Below are 15151 nucleotides of genomic sequence, written 5' to 3'. Positions count from 1 at the left end.
GATTAAAAGAAAGAAGATCTCATAATGACTAAATCTAACAGTCGTAAAATTGGTCTCTTTGGCTTAATTGCGATGGTTGTCGGTGCCATGATTGGTGGAGGAATTTTTGATATTCCCCAAAATATGGCTGCTTCATCTTCACTTGGTGCCGTCATCATTGCTTGGATTTTGACTGGTATTGGTATGTTTGGGCTTGCCTTTACCTTTAAAATCCTAGCTGAAGAGAGACCAGACTTAAATATTGGTATTTATTCCTATGCACGTGCTGGTTTCGGTAAATACGTTGGTTTTAACTCAGCCTGGGGTTATTGGATTGAAGCAATTACAGGAAACGTGGCCTATGCAGTTATGCTTAATGACTCCTTCGGTCATTATTTTCCGGTCTTGCTTAAACACCAATGGCCAACTGTTATATTCGGTATTGTCTTAATTTGGATTTATAATTTTTTAGTTCTTAATGGTGTTAAAGAAGCCTCATTTCTTAACAATATTACAGTCATCATCAAGTTCATTAGTTTAGGAATCATTTTAATTTGTATGCTAATCTTCTTCCGTTTCCCAACATTTTTCTGGGGATTCTGGGGACAAGGTCTTCATTTAGGAAATTTTGTTAGTCAAATTAAGGCTCCTATGTTAGTAACGTTATGGTGCTTTATCGGTATTGAAGGTGCAGTCGTTATTTCTAACCACGCTAAAAATCCTAAAGATGTTGGTAAAGCAACTGTAATGGGTTATTTAATTTCATTAATCGCCTACATTCTAATTAGTATTGTTGCTTATGGTATTTATCACCAACCAACTCTTTCTAAACTCACTGATCCATCAACAGCTTACTTAATGAAAAACTTATTAGGTCCATGGTTCATAGACTTCGTAACAATTTCTGTAATTATTTCCGTTGGTGGTTCATGGGTTGCATGGACAGTTATGATGGCTCAGCTTCCATATGCTGCAGCTAAAGGACATGTATTGCCAAAATTCTTTGCTCATGAAAACAAGAAAAAGGTGCCTAGTGTATCCTTATATATTTCAAGCGTTTTGATGTCCTTGTTCATGATATTAGTAGTAACAGCTAATAACGTTTATCTAGCATGTATCGACATTACCGGGGTAATAATTTTACCTTGTTATCTATTGAGTTCAATGTACTTATGGAAAATTGCGCAAAAACGCGAAATTTTTACAAACGATTCTCATAAACGTAATAAGAGTTTATTCATAGGTATTTTATCAACTATCTATTGTCTATGGCTCTTATATGCAGCAGGACTTAATTACCTACTAATTTCGACAATTATTTATGCTGTAGGCATAATCTTCTACTACTTTGCCAGAAAAGAATACGACAAGAAAGGTACCCCTCTATTTAACAAGTGGGAATTAGCATTGGCTATTATTATATGTATTTTGGCTGTTATCTCTGTATATCTGCTAGTTACTAAGAAGATTTCATTATAGTTATTAATATTAAAAAGGTGTTTAAAATGAAAAAAGACGTAAAATTTAACGTTGGACAATGGTTACCAAGTGATCAGGAATTTTACAACAACTGGTTAAAGAAAGTGCTAAAAGAAGCTGAAGCAGAACAAGATCAAGCCCTTTTACCACCTGTTCAAGCACTAAAAGATTTAATTGAATCGGATCGATATCTTTGGAACCTATTCCACATGATGTTTGAAGAAGTGCCAGCAAAATATGTTGAAACGCCAATGGATACTCCAGCAGTTCACAACTATCATCAAATGCTGAGAGTTATTAATCGTGTTATGCACCGCGCTCCTAAATTTAATACTACTGGATTAGTTGGTTTCCCAATTAATGCAATTCTCGACTATCCAATGGCAACCAAGGCTGGATATGTTGCCTTTATGGATCCACGGGTTAATCAAAAATTACGTGATATTTTAGATTACTGGGGAAAGTTTTTACAATCTCCTGATTCTACGTATGTACTTAATCGGTCTAAAGAAGGATGGCTTGGAAATGAAGCATTAAAGAGCATGTGTGATGCTGCCTATGGCAAAGATTTCCATGATATTTTTGCTTGTCCTAATAATAATATTGATCAACAATATGGTTTTACTTCATGGGATCACTTCTTTACCCGGACATTTAATCCTGGCGTTCGTCCAGTTGTTAATGCAGACGATCCTGATTCAATTGCTAACGCTTGTGAGTCAGCACCATATCGCATTGCTCATAACCTACCTTTAAAGGCTAAATTCTGGATTAAAGGACAACCATATTCATTAATTGACCTACTCCATAATGATCCATTAACTTCAGAATTTGTTGGTGGTACTCTTTATCAAGCATTTCTTAGTGCATTAAGTTACCACAGATGGAATAGTCCAGTAAGCGGAACAGTAGTTAAAGCCTACAACCTATATGGTTCTTATTACTCTGAAACTTTACCACAAGGCTTTGAAAATCCTAATGGTCCTGATCCAGCTGCTCCCAATGATTCTCAAGCTTATATTACCGAAACTGCATCACGTGCAGTCATCTTCATTAAAGCAGACAATCCTAAGATTGGCTTAATGTGCTTTGTAGCTGTTGGTATGGCAGAAGTTTCCGGCAACGAAATTACTGTTAAAGTTGGTCAGCATATTAATAAAGGTGATCAATTAGGTATTTTCCACTTTGGTGGCTCAACACATGTTCTTTTGTTTAGACCAGGAGTTAATGTTAAATTTAATCTACATGGTCAAGAACCAAGTTTAGGTTCTCATAATATTAAAGTTCATGATGAAATCGCTAGAGTTGAGTAAAATACATTAAATTTTAGTTTCATATAATTCAAAAGACTGTTCTGAAATAATACCAGAACAGTCTTTTTACTAGAGCATTAATTGCATCTGATCATTAAAATAATTTTTATAGGCAAGATAAACAGAAATGATCGCACCTAAACTTGTAGCAGATAAAAGCATAAAGGTTACCATAATCTGATACTTAATTGCATAAATTGGATTTACTCCAGCAAAGATCAATCCTGACATCATCCCCGGCAAATTAACTAACCCTACTGTTTTAGCTGAATCGATCGTTGGCTGCATAGCAGTCTTAATACTACGCCGAATAATTGGCATCGATGCCGTTTTAATATCACTACCTAAAGCTAACCTTTCTAAAACGGGCTGTCTTAAATCATGAAAACTTTCATTTAAAGATTTATAGCAAAGACCTATTGCAACCATTTCATTACCTGCAATCATCCCTGTAATTGGAATTACTTGCATGGGTATCGGTTTAATGACACCAGAAAGAAGTAATACAGCTAATGTAATGTAGGTTCCTACGGCCTCAGCTATAATTGAATTCCATAATTTTCGATTAGTATTTGGATCTCTACCATTCGCATTCCAGGAAGCATTAAAAATGATAACAAGTGTAGAAACAAAGGTTAGCCAAAAAGTATTTACATTGAAAATCACTTTTAAAATATATCCAATAATGACTAGTTGAATAATGGCTCGTACAACGCTAAGCAAAATATCTTTAGTAAGGCCTAGCTTTTCTTTAACAGAAATTCCAATTGATACTAAAACTAATAAGAATGCAAAAACTAGAGACCAGTTACTGACAACTACATTTTTCATCGAGAAATGCCTTCTTCACTTCAAAAATTTTATTGGCTTTTTCAATTTCACTTTTATCATGAGTTACTTGTAAGATAGTAACATGCTTCTTGCGCACATCAGCAAATAAATGATGAACAATTTCCTTACTATTTTCATCAAGTCCTGTAGTTACTTCATCCAATAGTAAAATTTGTGGTAAAAAGACTAGATTTCGAATTAAGGCAACTCGTTGCTTTTCTCCACCAGATAAAGAATTAATATTTTTCTTCAAAAAAGTCTGATTTAGACTTACTTTATCTAATAATTCACCCAGATGCTCTTCATTGACTTCTTCCCTTCGAATTTGGTAAGGAAAAATCAGATTATCTCTTACCGTTTTTCCAAAAAGAGACGGTTGCTGGAAGCAATAGGAAACTTGCCGACGATATTCAAGCGGAGAATATTGACTAATATCTTTTCCCTCATATTCTATTGAACCAGAAGTAGGTGTAAGTAAGCTAGCAATAATTTTTAAAAGTGTACTTTTTCCTGCACCAGAAGGTCCTATAATTGTTAAAAAGTCTCCTGAATTTACACTTAGATTAATATTTTTCAGAATGGTATTTCCATCAACAGAATAATTTAAATTTTTAATTTCTAAAAGATGCATAGCTAACCTTCTATAACAAATACTTATTTTTATTATAAACGATATAAACCCCGAAATTTTTATCTTAGTTTCGGGGTTCATATCTATTAATTTATATTCTATTTATTTTTCTTCGGCCAAAAAACTGATAAGAGACAAAAAACAAGTCCTAAAATTAACTCCCAAATAAATGGCTGGTCCCACATAAAAAGATTACCAATTTCACTTGCTGTATAACGAACAATATAAATCAAAATACTAATAATGGCCATACACCAACTAAAAATTGCTACTTTTTTGAAAAATACTTTCCAATCCATTAGATCACCTTAAAACTATCTAGCTTTTCTTGTGTCATATCACGAATAATTGCAGTTGCTAAATCAACTGAAGCCTTAAAGTCTTTATATGCCGAGAAACAATATGGGGAGTGCTCATAACGAACTGGAATTCCAATAACAATTGTTGGAGCTCCATATTCATAATAAATTGCTGCCCCATCTTGTCCGCCACCTGTTCTAACAGAACGAGTATATGGAATATTATTCTTATCAGCCATATCGCAAGCATACTGTTGAAATTTAGGATTTGGTAAAAATGTAGTGTCCATATCTCTGAGCATTGGACCGCGTTTTAAGCCAGTTTGAGATAACCATTCCGGCTCAAAAGTATCATCAGCTGGACAACTTTCTAAAACAATACATAAATCAGGCTTAATTTTTCGTCCAGTGAGATATGCACCGCGCAGTCCTACTTCTTCTTGACTAGATAAAGCAGCTACTACATCAAAATTAGTCTCTTCACCCTTCAAATTATCTAAGATGTCTACCATGGCTCCTGCACCAAAGCGATCATCAAAATCTTTACCGAAGAATAAGCCGGATTTTTCATGGTATTCGCATTTTACATCAACAAAAATTGGACAACCAGTATCAATTTTATAATCTTTAATGGTCTCTTCCCTACTTGATGAACCTACATCAATAGACATATCAGCAACTTCTGGGATTGACTTTCTTTCAGCAGCAGTCATAAAGTGTGGCGGCTTTGTAGCTACTACTCCAGGAATATATTCACCATCACGATTACGAATTTTCACCCTTAAAGCTGGGATATTATACTTTACCCAACCACCAAGTGGAACAAATTTAATTAATCCATTCGGACGAACTGCCTGGGTAATAAAACCAACTGCATCAGAGTGAGCATCCATTTGAATAACAGGGCGATTACCTTTATTTTCTTTCTTAGCTGCATATACATTAAGCATCCCATCTACCGTAATATCAGCAGTATTTTTAGCATAAGTAGAAAATAGTTTTACAAATTCTTCTTCAAATCCAGATGTAGAATTTGCATCTGAAAATTCTTTTAACATTTGAATTTATTGTTCTTTTTTCATAATTTTTTCTCTCGCAAACGCTTTTATTTTAATTATATTTATGTCTTTAAACTTTTTAAAGAAATTCTTTGCAAATTTTAAATCTAATACCAAATCTTCTTTAAAAAAAGAAAGGTATTCTATTTAACAAGTAAGGGAACTTCTACACCTTACTTATTCTCCCAAAATAACATACGACATTAAAAAGCAGACTTCTAATCCCCCAGAATGTCTGCTTTTTTCGTGTCTTTATTTTCTTATTCATTGTCTTTACTTAGCCTATTCTTCTAGCGATATTCATAGTGTAATGTTCAAAGATAAAAAAGTAGCATTACACTATCGTAAATATGATTTTTCTAAGGTTATTGATTCCTTGAATTAAAAAGAGACTAGTCGTAATTACAATTAATTGCGCTATACTTATTTTAAATTGATAGTTGTAATTACAACTTAGAAAGGATACCTATGAGAAAAAGACCCTTAGCAAATTTACTTTATCATATTGGCAAATTAGAAAATCTTTTGATCAATCAAAAACTAGCTTCTATTAACCTACGAATGTCACACGCTCATGTCTTAAGATATATCCAAAAACATTCTGGTTGCATTCAAAAAGAAGTAGCTGATTATCTTTTTTACCAACCAGCAAGCTTTACTAATGTAGTTAAATTATTAGAAAAGCGCAATATGATTGAGCGAAGACCAGATCCTACAAACAGCTTAAAGAAGCAATTGTTCCTGCTTCCCGCTGGTAAAGAAGTTCTTGATCAAGTAAACGATGCTTTTGATGACGTAAATAAATTAGTTGGAACTGTTGATTCCGAAACTTTATTAAAGCTTGAGAGAATTTCAACTAATTTAGAAAAACAAATTTAAAGAAAGGCAAGATTAATGAGTAAATTCAAACCCTTGTGGAAATACATTAAAGATAATAAAGACGCAGATTTCCAACTATCTTTTGATCAAATCAAAAAAATTGCAGGTCTACCAATCGATCACTCCTTTTTAACCTACAAAAAAGACCTATTAAATTACGGCTTCAAGGTAGGCAAAATATCTTTGAAAAACAAAACTATAGATTTTAAAAAGTTGGGAGATTAGATGATGCAAAAATCAGATAAACCGATTTGGAAAAAGAATCTTTATATCCTTTCAATTGCAGTTTTTATTGCTGGAATTGCTTTTTCCGAAATTATGCCTTTTCTACCTCTCTACATTGATACCTTGGGTCATTTTACTCACCAACAATTAAATTTTTGGTCTGGATTTATTTTCTCAGGCGTATACTTTGTTTCAGCCATTATTTCTCCTTGGTGGGGAAAATTAGCTGATAAAAAAGGCAGAAAACTAATGATTCTCAGGGCTTCTTTAGGAATGGCAATTGTTCTTGGAAGCATGGGATTAGTGACTAATGTCTGGCAATTGTTCTTCCTAAGGATGTTGCAAGGAGTATTTGCTGGGTTTGTTTCAAACTCAAATGCCTTAATTGCTACAGAAACTCCAAAAGAAAAATCTGGTCAGGCTTTAGGAACAATGGCTTCTTCTTTCACTGCCGGCAACTTACTGGGACCATTTTTAGGAGGTGCGCTAGCTTCTACATTTAGCTACCGAGTTACTTTCTTTATCACAGGCGGTTTATTGTTAATCTCCTTCCTTCTTTCACTATTCTTTGTTCATGAAGAAGGTTTTAAACCTATTACTGAAAAGAAATTAGATAAGGCCAGTGGTGTTATCGCAACTCTCCGCTCTCCTGCTCTAATTTTTGGACTTTTACTAACCACTTTAATTATTCAAGCAGCTAATAACTCAATTAATCCAATTGTCTCACTGTATGTTAAGCAATTAATGAATGGACACGGAGATGTTGTTTTCGTTTCTGGAGTTATTGCAGCATTACCAGGAATTGCAACGTTTTTGGCTGCTTCTCGTTTTGGAGCCTTAGGAGATAAAATTGGAACCCATAAAATTATTATCGGTGGTTTTATTGGAGCAACAATTCTTTTCTTCTTAACCGCTTTTGTTCACAACACAACTCAACTCGGTATCTTACGATTTTTAGTAGGCTTTACCGATGCTTGTCTCTTCCCACAAGTTCAAACTTTATTAACTAAGAATTCACCAGCTGCTGTAACAGGAAGAATTTTTTCATGGAATCAGAGTGCAATGTATATTGGAAATATAGTTGGGCCTCTTTTAGGTTCCTTTATTGCCGGTATTTCAAGCTACAACATGGTATTTATTGTCACAGCAGGTATTGTGGTCTTGAATTTGATTTTGTTTAATTTGAATGTCGTTAGAAATCTTGCAAAATAATTTTAAATAGCGTCTCTCCAAATTGAGAAACGCTATTTTTTTATATTTTTCCTGGTCTTACACCTTCATAATTATTAAAATAGTTAAGGATATTAATACTAAGAGGAAAAATAGTAATTTATGAATATAAAATTTAAGAATAAATCGCCTAGTCTTTTCTAGTAAAATCGCTGTATACAATTTTACTAGTAGAAAAGGATGAAAATTTAAACGTGGATGAATCAAAAGATTTAAACCCTGCCAAGAAATTTATTTCTTGGCAAACTTTATTTTTGATGGCACTCTGTACTGTTATCGGTTTAGATGACATAATGTACAATTTCCAAAACCAAGGAATGGCGGTCATATTCTCATGGATCGTAATGGTTTTATTTTATGTTATTCCTTACTCTTTAATGGTTGGACAATTAGGTTCAGTCTTTAATAAAGAAGGCGGAGGACTTTCTTCATGGGTACGCGGAACTGATGGCGAATTCTTGGGATATTTCACTGCTTGGACTTATTGGGCAGCTTCAATTCCTTATGCTGTTGATTCAGCTAATGAAGTTATTGTTGACTTAGGTTGGGCTCTTACTGGATCAGAAAAGTTTCAGGATCAAATTCCCAACTCTTTGTTTGCCCTCCTAACCTTTGTAACTTTTATTGTCTTCATCATTGTTGAACACCATTTTTCAAATTCAATGGAGTTCTTGTCAACCATTGGTGGTGGACTAATGGTTATTATGACTATTCTTTTTGTTGTCCTTGCCTTTGTAGGTTTGGCAAAATCAGATGGCCATATGGCCACCACCAATTTCACTTGGAGAGATATCTTTCCTAAATTTGACTGGCGCTACTTCTCAACAATTGCAATGCTAATCTATGCAATGAATGGTGCCGAATTAGTTGCGCCTTATGTAACTAAAATGAAGAAGCCACAATATGACTTTCCTAAAGCGATGATTGCTTTAGCAGCAATGACAGCATTCTTAACAATATTTGGATCATTTGCCTTAGGAATTTACTTTAACGCAAACCACTTGCCTAACGACTTAAAAATGAACGGTGCTTACTATGCCTTTAAGATGATTGGCCACCAATATGGTTGGGGCAATTTTCTTCTCTACTTCTGGGCTTGGACATCTTTCTTCTTTAACTGTGCATTGCTAGCAGTTTTACTTGATGCAATGACTAGAATGTTAATTTCTGATACTGGTAGTCGCTATATGCCTAAGTTCCTTAGAAAAAAGGATAAGAATGGTTTGCCAATTAACGGGTATATATTAACTGTAGCTTTGTCATCATTCATTATGATTTTAGGTATCTTTTTACCTAACATGAACGATATTTTTAACTGGTTACTTAACTTAAACGCAATTGTTTCACCAGGTGTTACCTGCTGGATCTTCTACTCATTTATGCGGATTAGAAAAGATTCGAAAAAGTTTCCTTCAAAATATGTCTTTATTAAAAACGACAAAATTGCCTATGCTGTTGGGCTAACTCTCCTTCTTGTTACTGCTATAGCCACGATTATGGGAATCACGCCACAAGATGTACCGGAAGGAAGCAATATTTGGTGGTATGAATTAATTATTAATATTGTTGCTGTAATCGTCTTGATTGGTTTAGGAGCAATTTTGCCTGGAATCAGACACCGAGAAATTGAATATGGTATTGCTTTTGATAAGGTTCAATGGATTTCAATGATTGCAATCATTATGGGCTCAATTATCTTCGGAATTTACCTAGGAGGATTAAAACACTTATCTGGACGTGGAATCTACATTGCTGTTGAAGGTATACTTAGTCTGCTGATTGTTTGGCTAATTGGTAGAAGAAAACCTAACCTAGCCAACGGTTTTAAGGCTGAAGAAGATTAACAATTAACTTTATTAATTATCGTGAAAAAGCATATTCTGATTTTATATTGGAATATGCTTTTTTCGAATAAATTCTACAAATTAATTATAAAAAATCTCTTCGCTTTGCGTAATAAACATATGTGATCACTCCTCTTGAATCATACTAAATTTTCAAATCATCATAACTTTGCAGTCTTGATTGTCTCGACTAAGTTGTTACAGATATGCCAGTAGAAGATAGACATATTTTATATGCTCTTAAAGAAAATCATGTAAATATTATTTATCGTAAATTTTTTAATAATTAATCCATAATTTCGCTACAAACAAAAAATGTCTGGAAATCTAATATAATTTCCAGACATTTTTTCTACTTTCAAATATACTTTAAACTTATAAAAACATACAAAAAATGAAGCATACCCTATTTCAACATAAAATTTAGTTCAAATTGGAATATACTTCAAAAAATTTATTAGTTAATTTTGTTTTTTAGTAATATTTGGATGATTCTTCTGCTCCCTAACTGCAGTTGGAATTCCGCCCATCTTAGCTAATCTCTTCTTTCCTAAGAACAAGTATAAAACAGCTGTTACAGCAGCTACAACTATTGAGAGTAAAATAGTTTCCAAAGTAAAGTTAAAGATTAAATAGCAAGCTACTAATAAAGCTAAAATTGGAATTGTGTAGCCACCTGGAAGCTTGAAGCCATGGTTTGGATATTGGCCAGTATGCTTAAATTTAATAACCGCAAAAATAGATGGTACATATTGAACAAATGAAGCTAAAACAATACATCCAACTAAGAATAAGTATGATTGAGTAATTAAAAGTAAGGTTACAGCAGCTGTCAAAATAATACCAACCCATGGAGCATCAAATTTGTTCTTTTTTCCTACCCAATTTGGTAATAACTGGTGTTCTAGAGCTAAGGAAGCAATCAAAGCAGGCGTATTAAATGAGCAAGTAAACGCCACACCGAAAATACTTAACAAAACTCCAATAATGATGATCACATAACCCCATTCACCAACAGCAGCTTTAAAGGCATTTGCAATTGGAATTGTGTACCAAGACATTTTATGACCCAAAATACCAATCGCAATTAATAGCATTAAAGTATAAAGAATACTTACACTAACCATAACTGCAACTAAAGCTCGTGGAATATTCTTCGCAGGATTTTTCATTTGTGAAGCAGCTATTGGAATAAATGAGAATCCACTAAATAAATAAAATACAACACTAAATGCTGCACCAAAATGATGGAAGAAAGGACCAACACCCTTACCGGCGGCTGCTGGCATTACGGGATGGAAGTTTGCAATATGCATGAAAAACATACCAACAATAATAAATAAAATAATAGTTGATAATTTTGCAATCGAAGAAGTATTATCAATTACCTTAACTAATGCACGACCAAAGAAATTAATAATTGAGAATAATAAGATTAAACCTATCCCAACTGCAAAATAGATCGAACTCTGTTTAAAAGCTGGTACAAAACTTTTAAGCGTTGTCAAAAATGCTACCACTTCAGCAGCATACGTACAGCAACCTAAAAACCAGGTAAATACACCTAATTCATACCCCGCAAATCGACCAAAAGCATTATAAGAATATAACCAAGCAGCCCCTGATCCTGTAAAACGACTAGCTAAATCTGCATAACATAAAGCAATCAACCCCACTGTCAAGGCAGCAGATAGTAAAACAATTACACTGAGCAAATTCATGTCTTTATAAATAGATTGTGGAAGCAAAAACGCTCCAGATCCAATAATTCCGTTAATTCCTAAAAAGTAGATTGACATAAAAGTTAACTTTTTAGGAACATTTTTTTTAACCATAGTACTTACCACCTTTGAAACTGTTCATTTATATTTCTAAAACATTAACTCTCATCTCAACCATAACGATTATCCTTTTTAAAAGCAAATAAAAGAAACCGAATCCAAAAAATAATTCATTTACTTACAAAATAATAATTATTCCTAAAAGAATATATTTTTTAAACATTTTATCGATTTATTATTTTATCAGTCTTCTTTTTAGTTATTTTATTAAAAATTAGTTAATATAGTGTTTTTTTGTAAATAAAGCCCATTTATTACGATTGTTTTTTATTTGCTTTTTTTATTTTTAACTCCTATTCTAAGAGACGAATAGATAATTATTATTTTAACTTGCAAGTCGTTATATAAATATCTATTTGTTTTATTAACTTTCTATTTTGATGAAAACTCATGTGAACTACTATCTTTTACGAGCAATCTTTTTTATCAATAACAAATGTTGCTAATAAAAGAGATTCACAAGCCAACCATCTTTTTAGTTAGTTTCTTTTGCCTTTTTAGAAGGAGTGGGTATTTTCATGGAAGACAATAAAACTCAACAGAAAAAGACCTATATATCTGTCCTTGCCCTAACAATGATGAATGTTTCCATAGTTGCTGGACTAGTAAATGATGTTCAGCAATCATTCTATGGACTTGCATCAGTAACGTACTTTGCAATCGGAGCTATTTGTTTCTTCATCCCAACTGCTCTAGTTGCGGCTGAATTAGCTTCTGGTTGGAGTAACCGCGGAGGAATTTTCCGCTGGGTTGGTGAAGGTTTAGGTAAAGGCTGGGGACTAACCTGTTTACTTATCCTGTGGTTCCAATTAATTTTGAACTTTGGGATGGGGATGCCAAGCTTTACAGCAACCATCATGTTTTATACACCAAACTATGATGCCGCTGTAAAATTCGCTCAAGCACCACAACATGAATTGCTGATTATGACAGGTTGGATCATCTTATATTGGGTCCTTACTTATTTAGCTACTAAGGGGGTTAAGGCCTTCTCTAACATCGCGAAATACGGTGTCATTATCGGAAGCTTAATTCCTTTAGCAGTCATGATTATTTTAGCTATTGTTTGGGTAGCTCAAGGGCATCAACCTGTTATTCCGATGACACCTAAAGGATTGATTCCTAAGTGGAATGGTATGAGTACGTTAGCTCTAGCTGCTGGTGTATTCTTCTCATACACAGGTATTGATACTAATGCAGCCCATATTAAGCAACTAAAACATCCTGAAAAAGATTTCACAAAAGCAATGTTTATTTCAATTATTCTTGCTTTCTTAATCTTTGTTGTTGGTACTGTAATCATTGCTATGATTATTCCTGAAAAACAAATTAATGTTTTATACACTCTCTACTCTGTATTCAGGATTTTAGGATCAACAATTGGAATGCCTTGGTTGTACATGGTTCTTGTTTGGGCTCTACTTTTCAACACAATTGCTATGGTTGTAACTAATATGGCGGGTCCATCATTTATGTTAGGTCAAGTCGGAGGAAGTGGTTTCTTGCCAAATTGGTTCCAAAAGAACAATAAACACAATATGCCGGCACACTTAATGTATACGCAAATTGCAGGAATGACGGTTGTTGCTTACTTAGTAAAATTGATTCCTAATGTTGAAGGATTTGTTATCTTATTAACTCAAACAATTACTGTCTTATATATGTTTTACTACATTTTAATGTTTACTGCTTTCCTACGTTTACGTTATGACCAACCTAACCGTCCTCGTTCATTTAAAGTACCAGGTGGTAAATTTGGAGCTTGGCTTGTTGGAGGAGTAGGTATAATTTCATCTGTTTTCGGAATTGTTCTTGCTATCTATCCACCAGCACAAGTTAAAGCAGAAGTTGGTTCACCAATAGTTTATGTTTCTGTTATTTTGGCCTTAGTTGCTGTTGTTTTGATAGTTTGTTTTGTTTTATATCAACTTTCTAAGAAGCATCCTGATTGGGTAAATCCAAATAACAAGTTTGCCCCATTCACTTGGGAAATTGAAGGACTTAAGAAACCTGGAAAGGCTTTATCAAATGTCCCAACAACTGTTATGTCTAAAGATCAAAACCCAATGGGTATGCCAATTAATCGTCCTTATAAGCCAGATGAGCAAGTTTCCGACGACATTGTTAAAGCAGATGAAAACAACGAGCTTTCAACTGATGAAAGTTAAATAGATTATCGATTTTAAAGAAAAGAGATTATTATGGTACAAATTGATAATGAAGATTTAAAACAAGTTAGATCAGAATTTTTAGATACACCAAAGTATCGTAACACTCAAAATGCCGTAATGAAGAACGGTATTAAGAAATCAATTACAAATCAAAGTGAAATTAATTCTCACCCATTTGTATTCTCAATTGATGTTGATTCAAATAAAGTTTTAAACCAAAAACAATCTGGTCGTTGCTGGGACTTCTCAGGTTTAAACTTCATTCGTTACCACATTGAAAAAGAGCACCACATTAAGGACATGGAATTGTCACCTAGCTACGTTTACTTCTACGACAAGCTAGAAAAAGGTAACTACTTCTACCAAAACATTATTAACACAGCTGACCGTCCATTGTCTGATCGTCTAGTTAACTGGTTACTTACTACTCCACAACAAGATGGTGGTGACTGGCAATTACTAGTCGACTTAATTGAAAAGTATGGTATTGTTCCAATGGAAGAGATGCCAGAAGATGCAGTTAGTGCTAACTCTCAAGAATTAAACCGTATGTATGACAGAAAGTTACAAAAGGACGCTTTGAAGTTACGTGATTTAGCTAATAGCGATGCATCTGATGAAAAGATGAAGAGTGTACTTCGTCAAATGAACGCAGAAAACTACCGTGTATTAGCCATTGCTTTAGGTACTCCTCCAGAGAAATTCACTTATGAATATCGTGACGAAAACAACGAATACCACACCACTGGTCAAATTACTCCATTAGAGTTCTTCAAGAAGTTCGTAAGTATTAACTTAGATGATTATGTTGAGTTAATGAACTTACCAGGTGAAAAGTATCCATACAACACCCCATTTGGAGTTGAAATTTCTGGCAACATGGTTGGCGGTCAACCAAGTCGTTACTTCAACGTTTCAATGAAGGACATGGAAAAGACTGCTATTGAACAATTGAAAGATGATGAACCTGTATGGTTTGGCTGTGATGTTCTTCAAGAATGGGCACCACAAGCAGGTCTTTTAACTGAAAAAGTATTTGACTGGGATCGTTCATTTGGTATTAAGTTAGGTACTGATAAGACTAAGAGATTTGAATACCGTGAAAGCTTACCAACACACGCAATGCTTATTTCTGGTGTTGACATCCGTGATGACAAGCCAATTAGATGGAAGATCCAAAACTCTTGGGGTCCAAAAGTTGGTCACAAAGGTTACTTCATTATGGGCAATGACTGGATGGAACAATACACCTACGAAACTGTTGTCAACAAGAAGTACTTAACAGACGAACAACTCGCTGCTTACGAAAAAGAGCCAGTAATGCTTCCATACTGGAACGCAATGAACCCAATTTAAAGAGAATTATTTCTT

Annotated in this window: 13 protein-coding genes; 8 read left to right on the top strand and 5 right to left on the bottom strand. The window is 34.0% G+C overall.

Annotation, left to right across the window (positions count from 1 at the left end; translation table 11 throughout):
* Nucleotides 1-24: 24 nt before the first annotated feature.
* Complete coding sequence (locus tag GTO82_RS02865; protein WP_180873670.1) at nt 25-1458, top strand: basic amino acid/polyamine antiporter; 1434 nt, start codon at nt 25-27, stop codon at nt 1456-1458.
* A gap of 26 nt (nt 1459-1484) precedes the next feature.
* Complete coding sequence (locus GTO82_RS02860) at nt 1485-2771, top strand: phosphatidylserine decarboxylase family protein (protein ID WP_057719013.1); 1287 nt, start codon at nt 1485-1487, stop codon at nt 2769-2771.
* 69 nt (nt 2772-2840) lie between these two features.
* Here GTO82_RS02860 and GTO82_RS02855 read toward each other — a convergent pair whose 3' ends face one another.
* The 4 genes from GTO82_RS02855 to GTO82_RS02840 all read right to left on the bottom strand — a co-directional run bounded on the left by GTO82_RS02855 (nt 2841) and on the right by GTO82_RS02840 (nt 5590).
* Complete coding sequence (locus GTO82_RS02855) at nt 2841-3602, bottom strand: ABC transporter permease (RefSeq protein WP_180873669.1); 762 nt, start codon at nt 3600-3602, stop codon at nt 2841-2843.
* On the bottom strand, nt 3580-4233 hold the full coding sequence (locus tag GTO82_RS02850; RefSeq protein WP_180873668.1) for an ABC transporter ATP-binding protein: 654 nt from the start codon (nt 4231-4233) through the stop codon (nt 3580-3582). The genes GTO82_RS02855 and GTO82_RS02850 overlap by 23 nt, the downstream gene beginning before the upstream one ends.
* A 98-nt stretch (nt 4234-4331) precedes the next feature.
* A complete protein-coding gene (locus tag GTO82_RS02845) occupies nt 4332-4532 on the bottom strand; it encodes a hypothetical protein (RefSeq protein WP_180873667.1) in 201 nt (66 codons plus the stop codon).
* A complete protein-coding gene (locus tag GTO82_RS02840) occupies nt 4532-5590 on the bottom strand; it encodes a M42 family metallopeptidase (RefSeq protein WP_260983178.1) in 1059 nt (352 codons plus the stop codon). Before GTO82_RS02840 ends, GTO82_RS02845 begins: the two co-directional genes overlap by 1 nt.
* A gap of 468 nt (nt 5591-6058) precedes the next feature.
* Between GTO82_RS02840 and GTO82_RS02835 the strand changes: the two genes are divergently transcribed.
* The 4 genes from GTO82_RS02835 to GTO82_RS02820 all read left to right on the top strand — a co-directional run bounded on the left by GTO82_RS02835 (nt 6059) and on the right by GTO82_RS02820 (nt 9768).
* Nucleotides 6059-6469, top strand: coding sequence for a MarR family winged helix-turn-helix transcriptional regulator (locus GTO82_RS02835; protein WP_180873666.1), 411 nt, complete (start codon nt 6059-6061; stop codon nt 6467-6469).
* A gap of 15 nt (nt 6470-6484) precedes the next feature.
* Entirely contained in the window at nt 6485-6694 is a 210-nt protein-coding gene (locus GTO82_RS02830; protein ID WP_180873665.1) for a hypothetical protein, read from the top strand.
* Entirely contained in the window at nt 6695-7906 is a 1212-nt protein-coding gene (locus tag GTO82_RS02825; RefSeq protein WP_180873664.1) for an MFS transporter, read from the top strand.
* A gap of 212 nt (nt 7907-8118) precedes the next feature.
* Nucleotides 8119-9768, top strand: a complete 1650-nt coding sequence (locus GTO82_RS02820; protein WP_180873663.1) for an APC family permease — start codon at nt 8119-8121, stop codon at nt 9766-9768.
* 461 nt (nt 9769-10229) lie between these two features.
* Here the strand turns inward: GTO82_RS02820 and GTO82_RS02815 are convergent, their stop codons facing one another.
* Nucleotides 10230-11603 carry an APC family permease gene (locus GTO82_RS02815; protein ID WP_180873662.1) on the bottom strand — a complete coding sequence of 458 codons (1374 nt, stop codon included), beginning with the start codon at nt 11601-11603 and terminating at the stop codon, nt 10230-10232.
* 524 nt (nt 11604-12127) lie between these two features.
* Between GTO82_RS02815 and GTO82_RS02810 the strand changes: the two genes are divergently transcribed.
* A complete protein-coding gene (locus GTO82_RS02810; RefSeq protein ID WP_180873661.1) occupies nt 12128-13777 on the top strand; it encodes an amino acid permease in 1650 nt (549 codons plus the stop codon).
* A 33-nt stretch (nt 13778-13810) separates the two neighbouring features.
* Complete coding sequence (locus tag GTO82_RS02805; protein ID WP_180873660.1) at nt 13811-15136, top strand: C1 family peptidase; 1326 nt, start codon at nt 13811-13813, stop codon at nt 15134-15136.
* Nucleotides 15137-15151 lie beyond the last annotated feature (15 nt).

Origin of the sequence: Lactobacillus johnsonii, from assembly GCF_013487865.1 — a bacterium.
GTDB lineage: Bacteria > Bacillota > Bacilli > Lactobacillales > Lactobacillaceae > Lactobacillus > Lactobacillus johnsonii_A.
Note: the sequence above shows the minus strand (reverse complement) of the source record. Positions and strands in the feature narration are given on the sequence as shown.